The organism is Micromonospora sp. IBHARD004 (assembly GCF_052814115.1).
On record NZ_CP199934.1, the window covers coordinates 4,699,782 to 4,715,966 of the forward strand.

16 protein-coding genes are annotated in these 16,185 nt (G+C 73.7%); 4 read left to right on the plus strand and 12 right to left on the minus strand.

Features of this window, described 5'->3' with window-relative positions; translation table 11 throughout:
• The first annotated feature begins 20 nt into the window (after positions 1–20).
• On the plus strand, positions 21–458 hold the full coding sequence (locus tag ACTWO6_RS22900; protein ID WP_446215853.1) for a GNAT family N-acetyltransferase: 438 nt from the start codon (positions 21–23) through the stop codon (positions 456–458).
• A gap of 21 nt (positions 459–479) precedes the next feature.
• Here the strand turns inward: ACTWO6_RS22900 and ACTWO6_RS22905 are convergent, their stop codons facing one another.
• The 4 genes from ACTWO6_RS22905 to ACTWO6_RS22920 all read right to left on the minus strand — a co-directional run bounded on the left by ACTWO6_RS22905 (position 480) and on the right by ACTWO6_RS22920 (position 5,313).
• Positions 480–2,684, minus strand: a complete 2,205-nt coding sequence (locus tag ACTWO6_RS22905) for a transglycosylase domain-containing protein (RefSeq protein ID WP_446215854.1) — start codon at positions 2,682–2,684, stop codon at positions 480–482.
• 93 nt (positions 2,685–2,777) lie between these two features.
• On the minus strand, positions 2,778–3,578 hold the full coding sequence (locus ACTWO6_RS22910; protein WP_446215855.1) for a hypothetical protein: 801 nt from the start codon (positions 3,576–3,578) through the stop codon (positions 2,778–2,780).
• 149 nt (positions 3,579–3,727) lie between these two features.
• On the minus strand, positions 3,728–4,834 hold the full coding sequence (locus ACTWO6_RS22915; RefSeq protein WP_446215856.1) for an SPFH domain-containing protein: 1,107 nt from the start codon (positions 4,832–4,834) through the stop codon (positions 3,728–3,730).
• 5 nt (positions 4,835–4,839) lie between these two features.
• Entirely contained in the window at positions 4,840–5,313 is a 474-nt protein-coding gene (locus tag ACTWO6_RS22920) for an NfeD family protein (RefSeq protein WP_446215857.1), read from the minus strand.
• Between the two features lie 92 nt (positions 5,314–5,405).
• Here ACTWO6_RS22920 and ACTWO6_RS22925 point away from each other — a divergent pair, with 92 nt between their 5' ends.
• Positions 5,406–6,722: a serine hydrolase domain-containing protein gene (locus ACTWO6_RS22925; protein ID WP_446215858.1), complete on the plus strand. Its 1,317-nt coding sequence runs from the start codon at positions 5,406–5,408 to the stop codon at positions 6,720–6,722.
• Between the two features lie 332 nt (positions 6,723–7,054).
• Here ACTWO6_RS22925 and ACTWO6_RS22930 read toward each other — a convergent pair whose 3' ends face one another.
• Positions 7,055–7,867 (minus strand): DUF3097 domain-containing protein, encoded by an 813-nt coding sequence (locus tag ACTWO6_RS22930; protein ID WP_446215859.1) that lies wholly within the window; start codon positions 7,865–7,867, stop codon positions 7,055–7,057.
• A gap of 181 nt (positions 7,868–8,048) precedes the next feature.
• Here ACTWO6_RS22930 and ACTWO6_RS22935 point away from each other — a divergent pair, with 181 nt between their 5' ends.
• Positions 8,049–8,843 carry a hypothetical protein gene (locus ACTWO6_RS22935; RefSeq protein ID WP_446215860.1) on the plus strand — a complete coding sequence of 265 codons (795 nt, stop codon included), beginning with the start codon at positions 8,049–8,051 and terminating at the stop codon, positions 8,841–8,843.
• A 22-nt stretch (positions 8,844–8,865) separates the two neighbouring features.
• On the opposite strand, the gene ACTWO6_RS22940 is transcribed toward ACTWO6_RS22935, so the two are convergent.
• The 4 genes from ACTWO6_RS22940 to fabG all read right to left on the minus strand — a co-directional run bounded on the left by ACTWO6_RS22940 (position 8,866) and on the right by fabG (position 12,297).
• Positions 8,866–9,645 carry an HAD-IIA family hydrolase gene (locus ACTWO6_RS22940; RefSeq protein WP_446215861.1) on the minus strand — a complete coding sequence of 260 codons (780 nt, stop codon included), beginning with the start codon at positions 9,643–9,645 and terminating at the stop codon, positions 8,866–8,868.
• Between the two features lie 38 nt (positions 9,646–9,683).
• Positions 9,684–10,715, minus strand: a complete 1,032-nt coding sequence (locus ACTWO6_RS22945) for a ferrochelatase (protein WP_446215862.1) — start codon at positions 10,713–10,715, stop codon at positions 9,684–9,686.
• Positions 10,716–10,785: 70 nt separating this feature from the next.
• A complete protein-coding gene (fabI, locus tag ACTWO6_RS22950; protein ID WP_109947124.1) occupies positions 10,786–11,553 on the minus strand; it encodes an enoyl-ACP reductase FabI in 768 nt (255 codons plus the stop codon).
• Positions 11,554–11,592: 39 nt separating this feature from the next.
• Positions 11,593–12,297 carry a 3-oxoacyl-ACP reductase FabG gene (gene fabG, locus ACTWO6_RS22955; RefSeq protein ID WP_446215863.1) on the minus strand — a complete coding sequence of 235 codons (705 nt, stop codon included), beginning with the start codon at positions 12,295–12,297 and terminating at the stop codon, positions 11,593–11,595.
• A gap of 440 nt (positions 12,298–12,737) precedes the next feature.
• Between fabG and ACTWO6_RS22960 the strand changes: the two genes are divergently transcribed.
• Positions 12,738–12,953 (plus strand): hypothetical protein, encoded by a 216-nt coding sequence (locus tag ACTWO6_RS22960; RefSeq protein WP_446215864.1) that lies wholly within the window; start codon positions 12,738–12,740, stop codon positions 12,951–12,953.
• An 81-nt stretch (positions 12,954–13,034) separates the two neighbouring features.
• Here ACTWO6_RS22960 and ACTWO6_RS22965 read toward each other — a convergent pair whose 3' ends face one another.
• The 3 genes from ACTWO6_RS22965 to ACTWO6_RS22975 are packed head-to-tail and all read right to left on the minus strand — an operon-like array spanning position 13,035 to position 16,071.
• Entirely contained in the window at positions 13,035–13,985 is a 951-nt protein-coding gene (locus ACTWO6_RS22965; protein WP_130338034.1) for a VWA domain-containing protein, read from the minus strand.
• A complete protein-coding gene (locus tag ACTWO6_RS22970) occupies positions 13,982–14,986 on the minus strand; it encodes a DUF58 domain-containing protein (RefSeq protein ID WP_446220737.1) in 1,005 nt (334 codons plus the stop codon). Before ACTWO6_RS22970 ends, ACTWO6_RS22965 begins: the two co-directional genes overlap by 4 nt.
• Positions 14,965–16,071 carry an AAA family ATPase gene (locus ACTWO6_RS22975; protein ID WP_446215865.1) on the minus strand — a complete coding sequence of 369 codons (1,107 nt, stop codon included), beginning with the start codon at positions 16,069–16,071 and terminating at the stop codon, positions 14,965–14,967. The genes ACTWO6_RS22970 and ACTWO6_RS22975 overlap by 22 nt, the downstream gene beginning before the upstream one ends.
• Between the last annotated feature and the right edge of the window lie 114 nt (positions 16,072–16,185).

Genomic DNA, 16,185 nt, shown 5'->3' on the forward strand with positions numbered 1-16,185 from the left:
GCCGGGCTAGATTGTCGATCATGGAGTACCGCCTGGTGGACCGGCTGCCCACCGTCGAGGAGTTCGTCGCCGTCACCTCCGCCGTCGGCTGGACCGACGCGTACGACCCGGCGGCGATCCCGGCCTCGCTGGCCGCCTCGCTGCACGGGGTGGTCGCGGTCGAGGACAACCGGGTGATCGGGATCGGGCGGCTGGTCGGCGACGGGGCGATCTACTACTACCTGCAGGACCTCGCGGTGCGGCCGGAGCGGCAGCGGCGCGGGGTCGGCGCGGCGATCCTGGGCCGGCTGGAGGAGTGGATCGCCGCCCGGGCCTCGCCCCGGACGTTCATCGGGCTCTTCGCCGCCGGCGAGTCGGTCGGCCTCTACCGCCGCTTCGGGTACGCCGCGCACGACGACATGACCGGCATGTTCCGCGTCGGCCCGTACCGGCCCCCGCACGGCGGGCCGGGTCGCTAGGCCCGGCCCGGTTCCGTCGGCTCAGCCGCGGCGGTTCTGCAGCCAGCGCAGGAGGTCCGAGGGGATGCCCCGGTCCTGCTGCTGCCGCGGCTGCTCGGGCCGCGGGGTCGGCTGCGGCTTCGGCCGCTGCGGATCGCCGGCCAGCTCGCGGCTCGGCGCGGTGAAGTCCTGCACCGGCTGCCCGCTGACCGTGGTCTTGATCACCCGGGCCACCGCGTCGATCACCTTCGCCTGCACCGGCGCGCCGACCAGGTCGGTCGAGTCGTCCGGGTTGGCGGCGATGCCGGCGACGGCCACCTGCGGGGTGAAGCCGACGAACGTCTCGGTGGCGTTCCGCTCCGAGCTGCCGGTCTTGCCGGCCACCGGCCGGCCGACGATCCGGTCGACCGAGGTCGCGGTGCCGCCGTTGCACTGCCCGTACGCCGACTGCTGGCCGACCGGGCAGCGGGCCGCGTCGGTGGCCGCCCGGGCCACGTCGGGCTCCAGCACCTTCTTGCAGGACGGCTGCCCCACGGCCACCTTCTCGCCGTTTCCGGCGGTCACCGAGACCACCGGCAGCGGGGTGCAGTACGTCCCCTCCGCGGCCACCGTGGCGTACGCGTTGGCCAGGTCGAGGGGGGTGGTGGCGGCCACGCCGAGGGTGAACGCGCCCCAGTTCTCCGCGTCGTCCCTGGCGAATGCGGCGTCGGAGTCGGCCCGGAACTTGATCCCGAGCCGCTGCGCCATCTCGACCGCCTTCGCCGGCCCGACCTGCTCGGCGAGCCAGACGAAGTAGGTGTTCACGGAGCGGCCGAAGCCGTCCCACATCATCCGGTACCCGTCCATCCACTCCGGGTTGGCGTTGGCCGGGCACCACTTGCCGTCGCAGGCGCCCTCGCCCTCGGCGGCGTACCGGGTGGGCAGCTTGCTGGGGGCATCGAAGCCGGTTGAGAGGGTCTTGCCGGCCTCCAGCGCGGCGAGCATGGTGAAGAGCTTGAAGCTGGAGCCGGCCTGGTAGCCGTCGACACTGTCCCCGCCGGAGATCAGCGGGTTGACGGTGTTCGGGCGGTTGGCCTGCCCGGCGGGGTTCTCGTCCAGGCTGTAGTGCCGGTTCACCGCCATGGCGAGCACCCGGCCGGTGCCCGGCTCGACCGCCGCGATCGGCAGGGCACGCTTGTTGTCGTACCCGTAGACGCCGGTGGCCTGCTGCTGCGCGGTCTGCTGGACCTTCGGGTCCAGCGAGGTGACCACGGTGTAGCCGCCGCGGCGCAACGCCTGCTCGCGCTCCTTGACCGTGTTGCCGAACGCGGGCTGGGTCAGCCACCACTGGCGGAGGTAGTCGCAGAAGAAGCCCCAGTCGTCGTGCCCCTGGGAAACCGCGGTGCAGCCGTTCGGCTGGGCGATCGGGTGCAGCGTGAGCGGCTCCGCCGTGGCCGCGGCGGCCTGCGCCTCGCTGATCGCGCCGGTCTCGGCCATGGCGTCGAGCACGTACGCCCGGCGCTCCAGCGCCCGGGCCTTGTCACCGTTGATCGGGCTGTACTCGTCCGGCGACTGCACCAGCCCGGCGAGCAGGGCCGCCTCGCCCAGGGTCAGGTCGGCCGGCGCCTTGCCGAAGTAGCGCTGGCTGGCCGCCGCGACGCCGTACGCCCCGGAGCCGAAGTAGGCGATGTTCAGGTAGCGGTTGAGGATCTCGTCCTTGCTGAGGGACTTCTCCAGCGCGGAGGCGTACCGGATCTCCTGGACCTTGCGCCCGACGGTCTGCTCGGTGGCGGCCTGCCGCTCCTCGGCCGTGCGGGTGGGGTCGGTCTTGAGCACGTTGCGGACGTACTGCATGGTGAGCGTGGAGCCGCCCTGCTCGGTGCCGCCGCCGCGGACGTTGGCGACCAGCGCGCGGGCGATGCCGCGCAGGTCGGCGCCGCCGTGGGAGTAGAAGCGCCGGTCCTCGGCCGCGACGATCGCCCGCCGCATCACCGGGGCGATCTCGGCCAGCCGCACGTCGGTGCGGTTGACGTCGTAGAACGTGGTGATCAGGGTCTTGCCGTCGTTGGCGTAGAGGTAGGAGCGCTGGGGCTGCGCGGGGGTGCGCAGCGCGTCGGGCAGCTCCACGTACGCCCCGAGGGCCGCCTTGGCGACCTGCCCGCCGAGCAGGCCGCTGGGCAGCGCGGCGAGCGCGAGGACGAGCCCGGCGAGGGCGCCGGCGAGGAGCACGGTGAAGAGCCGCGACAGCGGCGACCGGGGTGACGGCATGCACACCAGGATTACCGCGAAAGCCGCCAATCAGCCACTCCGCCAGGCAACTGTCAGTTACCTCACGGTGACTTCCCAGCTACGGGCGGGTCATCAGGTGGCGAGCGGGCCGTTCGGGGAGGATCCGGGCACGGTCGGGGTGGAGACGCTGGCGGCGGCGGCGTCCCGGGCGATGATGGCGGGCACCAGCCGGCCCGAGCGGTAGCCGATGCCGATCCCGGCGACCAGCACGAAGAGCGCGCCGAAGGTCTGCAACGAGCCGATCAGCGCGCCGCCGAGGCCGAGCAGTGGGGCGGCGATCATCAGCATGACCCCGTCGCCGTAGCTGAACATCCCGGACCGGGCGACCGACCACCCGGTGAGGAACCACCCCAGGCTGTAACAGGTGGCCCCGAAGAGGACCAGGCTCCGCGCGGTGGTGCCGAAGACCGGCGCCTCCTCGACCAGCCCGGCGAACGGCAGCATCAGCACGGTGCCGGCGATGCTGACCAGCAGGCCCGCCGCGGCGACCCGGCGGCAGCGGGTGGCGGCGAGCAGGCCGGTCAGGGCCAGCAGGGCGAGCAGGCCGAGCCAGACCGCGGCCACCCAGCCCACCAGGTAGAGCGCCCGGCCGTCGGCCGGGTAGGGGTCGTTGCCCACGCCGCCGTCGCTGGCCATCGCCACCGCGCCGTAGAGGATCGCGTACGCGGGCAGCAGCCAGACCGCCGCGCGGGCGAACCGCCGTACCGACCAGGCCCAGCTCGCGTTGGTGGCCGGGGCGGCCGGCCCGGGGTCGGAGACGAACGGCAGCACCCCGAACCCACCCCCGGTACGCCGGCTGCCCAGCGGACCGGCGGGATCGTGGTCGCCGGGGACCGGCTCCCTGGACCACAAGCTGTTCGCCGGATCCTTCATGCGTCACCTCGCTCCGCCTGCGGGCGGCGCCGGACGCGTACGGCGCCCCGGCTCCTGCTCACCACCCGTCCTCAGACCGATCGTGGCAGGCGCCGGGGCGCCGTATGAGTGTTTCTCGCATTTGCCGCCCGGCTCGGACGGCGGCCGGATCAGCCCCGCGCGCGCTGGTCCGACGGGTCGTTGAGCAGGCTGTCCGGGGAGACCGGCTCCGGCGCGGGCAGCCCCTGCGGCTTCGCACCGCCGGTGGCCTGCGCCTCGGCGACGCGTACCTCGTCGTGGATCTGCTGGGCCGCGGCGGCGGCGGCCTGCGCCGCCTCGGCGGCCTCGCGCTCGACCTGGCTCGCGTGGTCGGCCGCTTCCGGCGCCGGGAGATCACCCACCATCTGGCTCAGACCGCCCAGTGCGCCACCCATCCCCTCGAGAGCCTTGGTCAGCTCGGCCGGGATGATCCAGACCTTGTTGGCGGTGCCGTTGGCGATCTGCGGCAGGGCCTGGAGGTACTGGTAGGCGAGCACCTTCTGGCTCGGGTTGGCCTGGTGGATCGCGTCGAAGACCGTCCGGATCGCCTTCGCCTGGCCCTCCGCCTGGAGGATCCGGGCCTGCCGGTCACCGTCGGCGCGGAGCACCGCGGACTGCTTCTCACCCTCGGCGGTGAGAATCTGCGACTGCTTGTGCCCCTCGGCCGTGAGGATCGCCGCCCGCCGGTCCCGCTCGGCGCGCATCTGCTTCTCCATCGAGTCCCGGATGCTCGCCGGCGGCTCGATCGCCTTGATCTCGACCCGGGTGACCTTGATACCCCAGCGTCCGGTGGTCTCGTCCAGCACCCCGGACAGGTGCCGGTTGATCTCATCCCGGCTCGTCAGCGCACGCTCCAGGTCCAGCGAACCGATCACGTTGCGCAGCGTGGTGACGGTGAGCTGCTCGATGGCCTGGAGGAAGCTCGAGATCTCGTAGGTCGCCCGGACCGCGTCGACCACCTTGAAGTAGAGCACCGTATCGATCGAGACGACCAGGTTGTCCGAGGTGATCACCGGCTGCGGCGGGAAGCTGACCACCTGCTCCCGCATGTCGACCTTGGTGCGGACCGCGTCGATGAAGGGGACCAGCAGATTGAGGCCCGGGTTCAGGGTGCGCTTGTACTTGCCGAGCCGTTCGACCACGTCCTGGCGCTGCTGCGGCACGATCCGCACCGCCTTGACCAGCGTCACCACGACGATCAACGCCACGGCGGCCAACAGCACCAATGCAATGTCCATACCGTTCACCTTTTCGCTTCGGGAAGCTCACCGGGGTGGGAAATGTCGTCCTGCCAGACCAGGGCGGTGGCGCCCCGGACCTTGATCACCTGCACCCGCTCACCGGGGGCGAAGCTCTGCGTCACGTCGTACGAGCGGACGCTCCACAGCTCGCCGTCGATCTTGACCATGCCGTGCTCGGCGTCCACCCGCTCCAGCACCAGCGCGCTGGAGCCCTCGATCGCCTCCACGCCGAACGGCTGGTCGCCGCTCTCCAGCGCCGACTGGGCGTGCCGCCAGATGACCGGCCGGACCACCGCCACCGAGAGCGCGGACACAACCGCGAAGACCAACGCCTGCAGCGCCACGGGGGCACCGAGCGCGGCCGCCCCGGCGGCGGCGAACGCCCCGGCAGCGAACATGATCAGGAACAGCGTCGTCGTGAAGATCTCGGCGACCGCCAGCACCACACCCAACACGATCCACACCACGGCGTCCACGCAGCAATCGTGACACGTCGAAGCACGCACCGGCGTCCCGCGATGATCAGTAAGCTCGGCGGCACCCGATCCCCCCGACCGAGGAGAACGCCGTGCCCCTGCTGCCCGACACCGCCCGACAGGTCGACGCCCTGGTCAGCCGGGCCCAGGCGGAGGGGCGGGCGCCCTCGCTCGCCGTCGGGGTGGCCCGGGACGGGGCCCTCGCGCACCTCGCGGTCGCCGGCGAGCACCCCCGGCCGGACGCCGACCGGCAGTACCGGATCGGCTCGATCAGCAAGACGATGACCGCGGTGCTGGTGATGCAGCAGCGGGACGCCGGCCGGCTCGCCCTGGACGACCCGCTCGAGCGGCACCTGCCCGGCACCCCGGTCGGCGCGCTCACCCTGCGCCAGCTGCTCGGGCACGCCAGCGGCCTGCAGCGGGAGCCGGAGGGCTCCTGGTGGGAGCGGACCGAGGGGGTCGACCTGGCCACCCTGGTCGCCGGGCTGACCCCGGACAAGATCGCCTACCCGCCGCACCACGTCTACCACTACTCCAACCTGGCGTACGGGCTGCTCGGCGGGGTGCTTGAGCGGATCACCGGCACGCCCTGGTACGACCTGCTCCGCGAGCGGATCCTCGAACCGCTCGGGATGCGCCGGACCACCTACCACGCCACCGAGCCGTACGCCCGGGGCTACGTCGTGCACCCCTGGCACGACACCCTGCGGGAGGAGCCGCGTACCGACACCGGGGCGATGGCCCCCGCCGGTCAGCTCTGGTCCACCGTCGAGGACCTGGCCCGCTGGGCCGCGTTCCTGGCCGACCCGGCGCCGGAGGTGCTGGCCCCGGAGACGCTCGCCGCGATGTGCGCCCCGGTGGTGATCAGCGACCTGGACTCGTGGACCGGCGGGCACGGCCTCGGCGTGGAGCTCTACCGGGTCGGTGACCGGGTGTACCTGGGCCACGGCGGCTCGATGCCCGGGTACATCGCCGGGCTGGCGGTCCACCGGCCCAGCCGCACCGCCGTGGTCGACTTCGCCAACTCGTACGGCCTGCGCGGCGGGCACCACATCGTCGGGCTGGCCCGGCAGATCCTCACCCTCGTGCTGGACGCCGAACCGGCCGCGGTGCCGCCGTGGCGCCCGGCCGCGGCGCCGCCCCCGGCCGACCTCGCCGAGCTCACCGGCCGGTGGTGGTGGATGGGCGCCGAGTACGAGGTCCGCCCCGACGGCACCGGCGACCTGCTGGCCGGCCCGGTCGGTCAGCCGGTGCTCCGCTTCGCCCCGGAGGGCCCGGACCGCTGGCGGGGTCGCTCCGGCGGCCAGGACGGCGAGATCCTCACCGTCGTCCGGGACGAGGCAGGCCGGGCGGTCGCCCTCGACATCGCCACCTTCGTCTTCACCCGCACTCCCGACCAGGAACCCTGACCCACCACGCCGCCCCGACCCGGCCGGGCTCGGACCTGGCCGGGCCGGGCCGGCCCCGGCCGGTTGGCGGGCGGGATCGGTGCGCCACCGCTACGAACCTGATGACGTGGATGGATCGCCCCTGATCCATTCACGTCATCAGCTTCGTAGCGCCCCGAAGGACACCCCCCTCCGCAACCGGACCGCGCAGCCCGCCCACGACGGGGCCGGGGGCCGCCGTGTCCGGCGGAGGGATCGAGCCTGACCGCCGGAGCCGGGCACGGCGGCCCCCGGCCCTGAACCGCGACAAGCGGCAAGCGGCAAGCGGCAAGCGGCAAGGAGTCGACCGACGACTACAAAGGCTCGGTCACGAAGTCGATCAACCGTTCCATCGCGTTGATCAGCGGCGTCTCCACGTCCGCGAAGCTGTCGACCCGGGACAGGATGCGCCGCCACATCTCCGCCGGCTCGGCCACCCCGAGGGCCGCGCAGACGCCCTCCTTCCAGGGCCGTCCGGGCGGCACCACCGGCCAGGCCCGGATGCCGAGCGCCGCCGGCTTGACCGCCTGCCACACGTCGACGTACGGGTGCCCGGTGACCAGCACGTGCGGCGAGGTCACCGCCGCCACGATCCGGCTCTCCTTGGAGCCGGGCACCAGGTGGTCGACGAGCACGCCGAGCCGCCGGCCCGGGCCGGGGGCGAAGGCACGGACCTCGGCGTCGAGGGCGTCGATGCCGTCCAGCGGCTCCACCACCACGCCCTCGATCCGCAGGTCGTCGCCCCAGATCCGCTCCACCAGCGCGGCGTCGTGCACGCCCTCGACCCAGATCCGGCTGGCCTTCGCGACCTGCGCGCGGACGTTGTCGACCGCGATCGAGCCGGAGGCGGTACGCCGTCGGGCCGCCGGCACGGGGGCGCGGGTCGGCCGGCGCAGCGTCACCGGCCGGCCGTCGAGCAGGAAGGCCGCCGGTAGCAGCGGGAAGTTGCGCCGCCGGCCGTGCCGGTCCTCCAGCACCACCGCGCCGGCCTCGAAGCCGACCACCGCGCCGCAGAAACCGGAGTCGGCGTCCTCGACCACCAGGTCCGGCTCGGCGTCCACCTCGGGGGTGACCTTCCGCCGTCGCCAGTCCCCCGCCAGCACGTCCTCGCCGTATCGCCCCGCCATGTGGATCACGCTAACCGGCGGTCCGGCGCGCCGCCCGCCGACGCGCCGCCGGGACGCCGGCCCGCCCGGGCGGCGGACGCCACGGCCCCGCAAAAAGGGGCGAAGAAGGCAGTTCGGGGCAGGCTACGCGGCCGGAGCGGCAGTCGAGACAGGGGCGGCGGCGAGCACGTACCCTTTCCGCATGTCCCTCCCCGCCACCGGCGCGGCCACGCTGGCTCCGCGCCGGTCCAGCCGGTTCGTTGCCTGGGTGCGCGCCTGGCGCGCCGGCCTGGTGCCCTTCGACGAGGTCGCCGACTCCATCGCCGGCGACGAGGAGCACCTGGTCGCGGACGCCCCCGGCACCTGGACCGACGTCCCGCTGCGGGACGCGCTGCCCACCCTGGCCAAGCTCACCCCCGACGAGATCAGGCTGGTGCTGCCAGCGCCGGGCGACCCGCGCGGCCTGCCCGGCCCCGGTGACTTCGCCGGCGCGGCGCTGCTCGCCGGGGAGGCGGTGGTCGCCGGCGGGCTCGGCCTGATCCCGCAGGTGCGCAGCCACACCTCGGGCTCCGGGATGACCTGGGAGACCGTGCTCTGGCGGGTGTACCCGCTGCCCCCCAACGCGCCGGCGGCGTCGCTCACCGCGCCCGGCGCGGCCGAGGCGGAGGCGGAGCTGGCCGCCGCGCTCGCGGAGACCACCGCCGCGCTGACCCGCCTCGACGTCGCCCAGTGGCGGCCGGAGCTGGCCGGGGCGCTCGCCGCGCTGCGCCGCCCCGACGGCGCCACCGACCTGCCGCCGGGCTTCGACCCGCGGGCCCGGCGACTCTTCGCCCGGGCCGCGGTGCTGGACCGGGTGCTCGCCCTCGCCGGGCACAGCGCGCCGGGCGGGGCGATCAACAACTACGAGGCCCAGCAGCGCGACGCCGCGCTGCGCCCGCTCACCACCGCCTGCCGGCAGGCCCTGGTCGCCGCCTGCAACGCCCCGCTGCGCCCCTGAGGGTGCAGCCGGGGCCGCAGGCTCAGATCTCGTCGATCAGGTCGGCCACCGAGTCGACGACCCGGGACGGCCGGTACGGGTAACGCTCCGCCTCGGCGCGGCTGCTGATCCCGGTCAGCACCAGGATCGTCTCCAGCCCCGCCTCCAGCCCGCAGAGGATGTCGGTGTCCATCCGGTCGCCGATCATCGCGGTGCTCTCGGAGTGCGCCTCGATGGTGTTCAACGCCGAACGCATCATCATCGGGTTGGGCTTGCCCACGAAGTAGGGATCCACCCCGGTCGCCTTGGAGATCATCGCCGCCACCGAGCCGGCCGCCGGCAGGGCGCCCTCCACCGAGGGGCCAGTCGCGTCCGGGTTGGTGCAGATGAACCGGGCGCCGTCGTTGATCAGCCGGACCGCCTTGGTGATCGCCTCGAAGCTGTAGGTGCGGGTCTCCCCCAGCACCACGTAGTCGGGCGCGAAGTCGCTGAGCACGTACCCCACCGCGTGCAGCGCGGTGGTCAGCCCGGCCTCGCCGATCACGTACGCGGTGCCCCCCGGCCGCTGGTCGGCGAGGAACTGGGCGGTGGCCAGCGCCGACGACCAGATCGCCTCCTCCGGCACGTCCAGCCCCATCCGGACCAGCCGGGCCTGGAGGTCGCGCGGGGTGTAGATCGAGTTGTTGGTGAGCACCAGGAACGGCTTGCCGGAGGCACGGAGCCGCTTGATGAACTCGGGTGCTCCGGGCACCGGCTGGCCCTCGTGCACCAGCACGCCGTCCATGTCGGTGAGCCAGCTCTGCACCGGTTTGCGGTCATGCATCAGTCGTCGTCCCAAGGGGGTGTAGGGGTCGGTCGGGCTCACGGACGCCAGGCGGCGGGCACGCAGCACGGCGTCGGGCAGGTGTCCCACATCGGCAGCTCGCCGAGGCGGCGGCGCACCCGCTCCCCGTCCGGCGCCGTCCGCTCGGTGACCAGCTCGCGGACCATCGCCACGAAGCGCGGGTCGGTGCCCGGGGTGCCGGCCCGGACGAAGTCCAGGCCGAGCTGCTTGGCCGTCTCCAGCGCCTCGGTGTCGATGTCCCAGACCACCTCGAGGTGGTCGGAGACGAAGCCGATCGGGCTGACCACCACGCCGGTGACGCCGGACTCGGCGAGGCTGGCCAGGTGGTCGTTGATGTCCGGCTCCAGCCACGGCATCTGCGGCGGGCCGGACCGGCTCTGCCAGACCAGGTCGTACGGCAGGTCCGGCGCGGCGGCGGCGTGCACCAGCCGGGCGGTCTCCGCCAGCTGCGCGGTGTACCGGCCGCCGTTCGGCCCGGCGGTGGCGGCCATCGACGTCGGGACGGAGTGCGCGGTGAAGACCAGGCGGGTGGTGTCCCGCTGCGCCGGGTCGAGCTGGGCCAGCGCGGTACGCACCGCGTCGGCGTGCGGCTCGACGAAGCCGGGGTGGTCCCAGAACTGCCGCAGCTTCTCGATCACCGGAGCGTCCGGGCCGACGGCGGCCCGGGCGGCGGCGATGTCCTCCTGGTACTGCCGGCAGGACGAGTAGCCGCCGTACGCGCTGGTGACGAAGGCCAGCGCCCGCTCGACCCCGTCGTCGCGCATCTGCGCCACGGTGTCGGCGAGCATCGGATCCCAGTTGCGGTTGCCCCAGTAGACCGGCAGGTCGACGCCGTTCGCCGCGAAGTCGGCCCGGATCGCGGCGAGCAGCTCCCGGCACTGCTGGTTGATCGGGGAGACCCCGCCGAAGTGCAGGTAGTGCTCGGCGACCTCCGCCAGCCGCTCGGGCGGCACGCCCCGCCCCCGGGTCACGTTCTGGAGGAAGGGCAGCACGTCCTCCGGCCGCTCCGGACCGCCGAAGGAGACCAGCACCAACGCGTCGTACGCCATGGCGCCATTCTCCCCCGACGGCCGTGACGACCCGACGACGACCCCGGGACGGTCGGGTTTCGGCGCCGTCTCAGGCGCCGATCGCGTGGTAGCCGCCGTCGACGTGGACGATCTCGCCGGTGGTGGCCGGGAACCAGTCGGAGAGCAGCGCCAGGCAGGCCCGGGCGGCGGGCTCCTGGTCGGTGAGGCTCCAGCCGAGCGGTGCGCGCTCGGTCCAGGCGTCCTCGAACTGGTCGAAGCCGGGAATGGACTTGGCGGCGATGGTCCGCAGCGGGCCGGCCGCGACCAGGTTGCTGCGGATGCCCTGCTTGCCCAGGTGCAGCGCCAGGTAGCGGGAGGCGGACTCCAGCCCGGCCTTGGCCACGCCCATCCAGTCGTAGACCGGCCAGGCCTTGGTGGCGTCGAAGGTGAGGCCGACCACCGCGCCGCCCGCGGACATCAGCGGCAGCGCCGCCATCGCCAGGGACTTGTAGGAGTACGTGGAGACCTGCAACGCGGTCGCCACGTCCTCCCAGGGAGCGTCGAGGAAGCCGCCGCCGAGGCAGCTCTGCGGGGCGAAGCCGATCGAGTGCACCACCCCGTCCAGGCCGTCCACGTGCTCCCGGACCTTGTCGGCGAGGCCCGCGAGGTGCTCGGCGTTGGTCACGTCGAGCTCGATCACCGGGGCCGGCTCAGGCAGCCGCTTGGCGATCCGCTCGACCAGGGAGAGCCGGCCGAAGCCGGTGAGCACGACCTGGGCGCCGTTCTCCTGGGCGAGCTTCGCCACCGAGAAGGCGATCGAGGCGTCGGTGATGACGCCGGTGACGAGCAGCCGCTTACCGGCGAGCAGTCCAGACATCGAGAGGTTCCTCCGTGCGTTCTTCTCGGGACGGGTGGCTCAGTGGCCCATGCCCAGGCCGCCGTCGACCGGGATGACGGCGCCGGAGATGTAGCCGGCCGCGTCCGACGCCAGCCAGGCGACCACGCCGGCGACCTCGTCCGGCTCGGCGAACCGGCCGGCCGGGATGGCCTTGCGGTACTCGGCGCGGCGCTCCTCGGGCAGCGCGGCGGTCATGTCGGTGGCGATGAAGCCGGGCGCGACCACGTTCGCGGTGATGTTGCGGCTGCCCAGCTCGCGGGTGATCGAGCGGGCGACGCCCACCAGCCCCGCCTTGCTGGCCGCGTAGTTGACCTGGCCGGCGCTGCCGTAGAGGCCGACCACCGAGGAGATGAAGATCATCCGGCCCCACTTCGCCCGGAGCATCTTGGCCGAGGCCCGCTTGGCGCAGCGGAACGCGCCGGTCAGGTTGGTGTCCAGCACTCCGGTGAACTGCTCCTCGGACATCCGCATCAGCAGCGTGTCGTCGGTGATGCCGGCGTTGGCGACCAGCACCTCGACCGGGCCCAGCTCGGCCTCGACGGTGCTGAAGGCGGCGTCGACGGAGGCGGAGTCGGTGACGTCGCACTTGACGCCGAACAGCCCCGCGGGCGCCTCGCCGCTGCGGTGGGTGACCGCCACCCGGTCGCCCTGCTTGGCGAAGGCCTGCGCGATGGCCAGGCCGATCCCCCGGTTTCCGCCGGTCACCAGCACGGTACGGGCCACGGGTCCCCCTCTGCTCCGCTGATCTCTGCGTCGGTCGGAGCCTAGGGGTTACCGGTAGGTAAGCGCTAACGCGACCAGGTCACACCGGGGTGTGACGGACGGGCTCACCCCGTGGCGGGACGACGTCGCGGCGGCCGGTCCGTACGCTGCGGCTGATGGAGAGACCCCGGGTCAGGAACCGGATGACCCTCCGGTGGGGCGGGTGGGGGCCGGTCGGCCGAGTGCGGTGTGGCGGCGCGCCGGGTGTACGATGATCCACGTTTGCGGGCGGTCGACCGCCCGCCTTCCGGGCCCCGCCGACCGCAGGAGGTGATCGCTGTGCGAGATAGCGATCCTCCCAGTCGTGGCCGGGCCGAACGTCAGCCCCGCTGAGCTACGACTCAGTCAGGAGAGCTGACCCAGCTCCCGCTCCCCCCGCGTGACCCTCGGCCCCGGCCGGGGTGAGCGTGCTGCGCCGCCCCGATCCGGGGCCGGCCGCGGAGGAGCCCCCCGGTCACGACTTCGTGTGCGCGTCCTGCCTGCCCCCGCGGTCCCGTCGCGGACCGTCCAGCCGCCACCGGAGCCTGTCCATGAGCCGTTACGTCGCCCCCCTGGGCTTCACCCTCGCCGCCGTCTGGGTGGCCGTCCTCTTCGTCCTGGCCGGCGGCGGTCACTGACCACCGCCGGTCGCGGCGACCGACCACGGTCGGCCCTCGGCCGTCGTCACCGGCCGCCGTGCCGTCGGCCGCCGCGCCCGCTCAGAGCAGGCGCGACGACCAGAGCAGGCTCAGCGCACCCGCGCAGAGGGCCAGCAGCAGCGCGATCCCCGCGTACCACTGGGTGATCTCGCGCGGCTCGGTCCGGAATCCGATCGAGCTCCCCATGTCCTGGTAGACCTGCTTCAGCTCGCTGACCGAGGCGGCCTCGTAGAAGTAGCCCTCGGTGGTCTCCGCGAGCTGCGCGAGGGCCATCCGGTCCACCGGCACCCGCTGCGGCTGGCCGCCGATCTCCACCTGCCCCGAGTCGGTGCCGAACGCGATCGTGGAGACCGGGACGTTCGCCGCCTGGGCCGCCGCGGCGGCCTCCTCCACCGACCGCCCCGACGTGCGGTACCCGTCGGAGAGCAGCACGATCCGGGCCGGCGGGATGCCCGCCGCGCCGTCGGACGGCACCGAACGGATGGCCTCCAGACAGGTGAAGACCGCCTCCCCGGTGGCCGTCGACTCGGCCAGCACCAGCCCGTCGATGGCGGTGGTCACCGCCTCCCGGTCCTTGGTCGGCGAGACCAGCACGTTCGCCGACTTGGCGAAGGAGACCAGCCCGAGGTTGTAGTTCTCCGGCAGCTCGCCGACGAACTGCTTGGCCGCCTCCTGGGCCGCCTCCAGCCGGTTCGGGGCCACGTCGTCGGCCTGCATGGAGAGCGACACGTCGATGGCGAGCATCACGGTGGCCCGTTCCAGGGGCTCCTTGGTGTCCATCGCCGGCCGGGCCAGCGCGGTGGCGAGCACGAGCAGGCAGAGCAGGAACGCGGTGGCCGCCGCGTGCCGCCGCCAGCCCAGCCCCTTCGGCGCGAGGGTCCGCAGCAGGTCCACGTTGGTGAACCGCATCGCGTACGCCCGGCGGTGCAGCTGCCGCCAGACGTACGCGGCGGCCAGGGCGAGCACCGGCAGCACGGCCAGCAGCCACCACGGTTGCAGAAAACGGATCATCGTGTCGTCCCTCGGGTGCGGGCGTGCCGCTGCGCGGCCACGAATCGCACCATGTCCAGCAGCCAGTCTCGGTCCGTACGCAGCCGCAGGTGGGCCGCGCCCGCGGCGCGCAGCTCGGCGGCGATCGCCGCCCGCTGGGCGGCGGCCGCGTCGGCGTACCGGCGGCGCAGCCGCGGGTCGGCGGTCTGCACCTCGTGCAGCTCCCCCGTCTCCGGGTCGACCACGGGCAGCACCCCCACGTCGGGCAGCTCCAGCTCGCGCGGGTCCACCACCTCGATCGCCAGCACGTCGTGCCGGACCCGCAGCTTACGGATCGGCCGACCCCACTGCTGCGGCGGTGCCAGGAAGTCGGAGATGACCACCGCCACACCGCGGCGGCGGGGCGGCCGGTTGAGCATGTCGACCAGCGCGCCGAGGTCGCTGCGTCCCGGCCGGATCTCGGCCCCGGCGATCGCCCGCAGCAGGCCCTGCGCCTCCTTGCGGCCGGCCCGGGCGGGCAGCCGGAGCAGGGTCCCCGGCCCGGTCGCCGGGGGCGCGCCCCGCCAGCGGCCGGCCGGCGCGGGCACCGGGGCGCCGGTGCCGACCACCGCCCCGATCCGGTTGCCGCCGCGCACCGTCAGATGGGTCAGGGCGGCCGCCGCGGCGACCACCACGTCGCGCTTGAGCCATTGGCCGGTACCGAAGTCCAGGCTCGCCGAGAGGTCCACCGCCAGCCAGGTCTCCAGCTCCCGGTCGGCCACCGTACGCCGGACGTGCGGCATCGTGGTCCGCGCGGTGACCGGCCAGTCCATCCGGCGGACGTCGTCGCCGGGGCGGTACTCGCGGGACTCCCCCGCCTCGCTGCCCGGCCCGGGCAGCAGCCCGGCGTAGTCGCCCTGGAGCAGGCCGTCGAGCTTCCGGGTGACCAGCAGCTGCAGGCGGGACAGCACCGCGGCGCTGCGCTCCGCGCCGGCCCCGGCCGGCAGGGGGGTGGGTGGGGTCACGGCCGCTGCCCGGGCCAGCCCGCGCCGGCCGGGGCGCCCGGTGGCGGCGGGGTGGCCTGCTGCCGGGGCGCGACGGCGGGCAGCGGGATGGTGGACATCACCCGGTGCACGATGTGGTCGGCGGGGACGTCGTCGGCGAGCGCGTCGTAGCTGAGCACCAGCCGGTGGCGCAGGATGTCCGGGGCGATGTCCTGCACGTCCTGCGGCAGGGCGTAGTCCCGACCGCGCAGCAGCGCCAGCGCCCGAGTGGCCCGGACCAGCCCCAGCGAGGCGCGCGGGCTGGCGCCGTACTGGATGAGCTGCGCGACGTCCGGCATGCCGTGCTCGGCCGGGGCGCGGGTGGCCAGCACCAGCCGGACCGCGTAGTCGACCAGTGCGTTGTGCACGAAGACCTGGTCGGCCTTGCGCTGGAGGGCGATCAGGTCGGGGGTGCTGAAGATGGGCATCGGCTCGGGCGGGGCGACCCCCATCCGGTAGACGATCTCCCGTTCCTCGGCGTCGGTCGGGTAGCCCACCACGATCTTCATCAGGAAGCGGTCGCGCTGCGCCTCCGGCAGGGGGTAGACGCCCTCCTGCTCGATCGGGTTCTGCGTCGCCATCACCAGGAACGGGTCGGGCACCCGGTGTGTCTCGCCGCCGATCGACACCTGGCGCTCGCTCATCACCTCCAGCAGCGCCGACTGCACCTTGGCCGGCGCCCGGTTGATCTCGTCGGCGAGCAGGAAGTTCACGAAGACCGGGCCCAGCTCGACGTCGAACTTCTCGCTGGACTGGCGGTAGATCCGGGTGCCCATGATGTCGGCGGGGACCAGATCGGGGGTGAACTGGACCCGGGCGAAGGAGCCGCCCACCACCCGGGCGAGGGTCTCCACGGCGAGGGTCTTCGCCACCCCGGGCACCCCCTCGAGCAGGCAGTGCCCCCGGGCCAGCAGGGCGACGAACATCCGCTCGACCATCCGGTCCTGACCGACGATCACCCGCTTGATCTCGAACAGGGCGCGTTCCAGCAGGGTGGCGTCCTCGGCGGGGGTCGTGCCGACCGGCTGCGCGTCCGGCAGGGCCTCGGTCGGGGTCGGGGCGTCGGGCGTGGTCGGCTGGGCCACCGGTCCTCCACAGCATGATCGGTCGTCGCGGCGTGGTGCGTATCAAGACTGTCATGCCGGGCTGAGAGCCGAGGGTGGGAGAGGACGATTTTCGCCACGCCGTCCCGTGGCCCG

Coding starts and splice junctions, on each gene's coding strand:
- ACTWO6_RS22900 (WP_446215853.1), top strand. CDS start 21: ATGGAGTACCGCCTGGTGGACCGGCTGCCCACCGTCGAGGAGTTCGTC.
- ACTWO6_RS22905 (WP_446215854.1), bottom strand. CDS start 2,684: ATGCCGTCACCCCGGTCGCCGCTGTCGCGGCTCTTCACCGTGCTCCTC.
- ACTWO6_RS22910 (WP_446215855.1), bottom strand. CDS start 3,578: ATGAAGGATCCGGCGAACAGCTTGTGGTCCAGGGAGCCGGTCCCCGGC.
- ACTWO6_RS22915 (WP_446215856.1), bottom strand. CDS start 4,834: ATGGACATTGCATTGGTGCTGTTGGCCGCCGTGGCGTTGATCGTCGTG.
- ACTWO6_RS22930 (WP_446215859.1), bottom strand. CDS start 7,867: ATGGCGGGGCGATACGGCGAGGACGTGCTGGCGGGGGACTGGCGACGG.
- ACTWO6_RS22935 (WP_446215860.1), top strand. CDS start 8,049: ATGTCCCTCCCCGCCACCGGCGCGGCCACGCTGGCTCCGCGCCGGTCC.
- ACTWO6_RS22940 (WP_446215861.1), bottom strand. CDS start 9,645: ATGCATGACCGCAAACCGGTGCAGAGCTGGCTCACCGACATGGACGGC.
- ACTWO6_RS22945 (WP_446215862.1), bottom strand. CDS start 10,715: ATGGCGTACGACGCGTTGGTGCTGGTCTCCTTCGGCGGTCCGGAGCGG.
- fabI (WP_109947124.1), bottom strand. CDS start 11,553: ATGTCTGGACTGCTCGCCGGTAAGCGGCTGCTCGTCACCGGCGTCATC.
- ACTWO6_RS22965 (WP_130338034.1), bottom strand. CDS start 13,985: ATGATCCGTTTTCTGCAACCGTGGTGGCTGCTGGCCGTGCTGCCGGTG.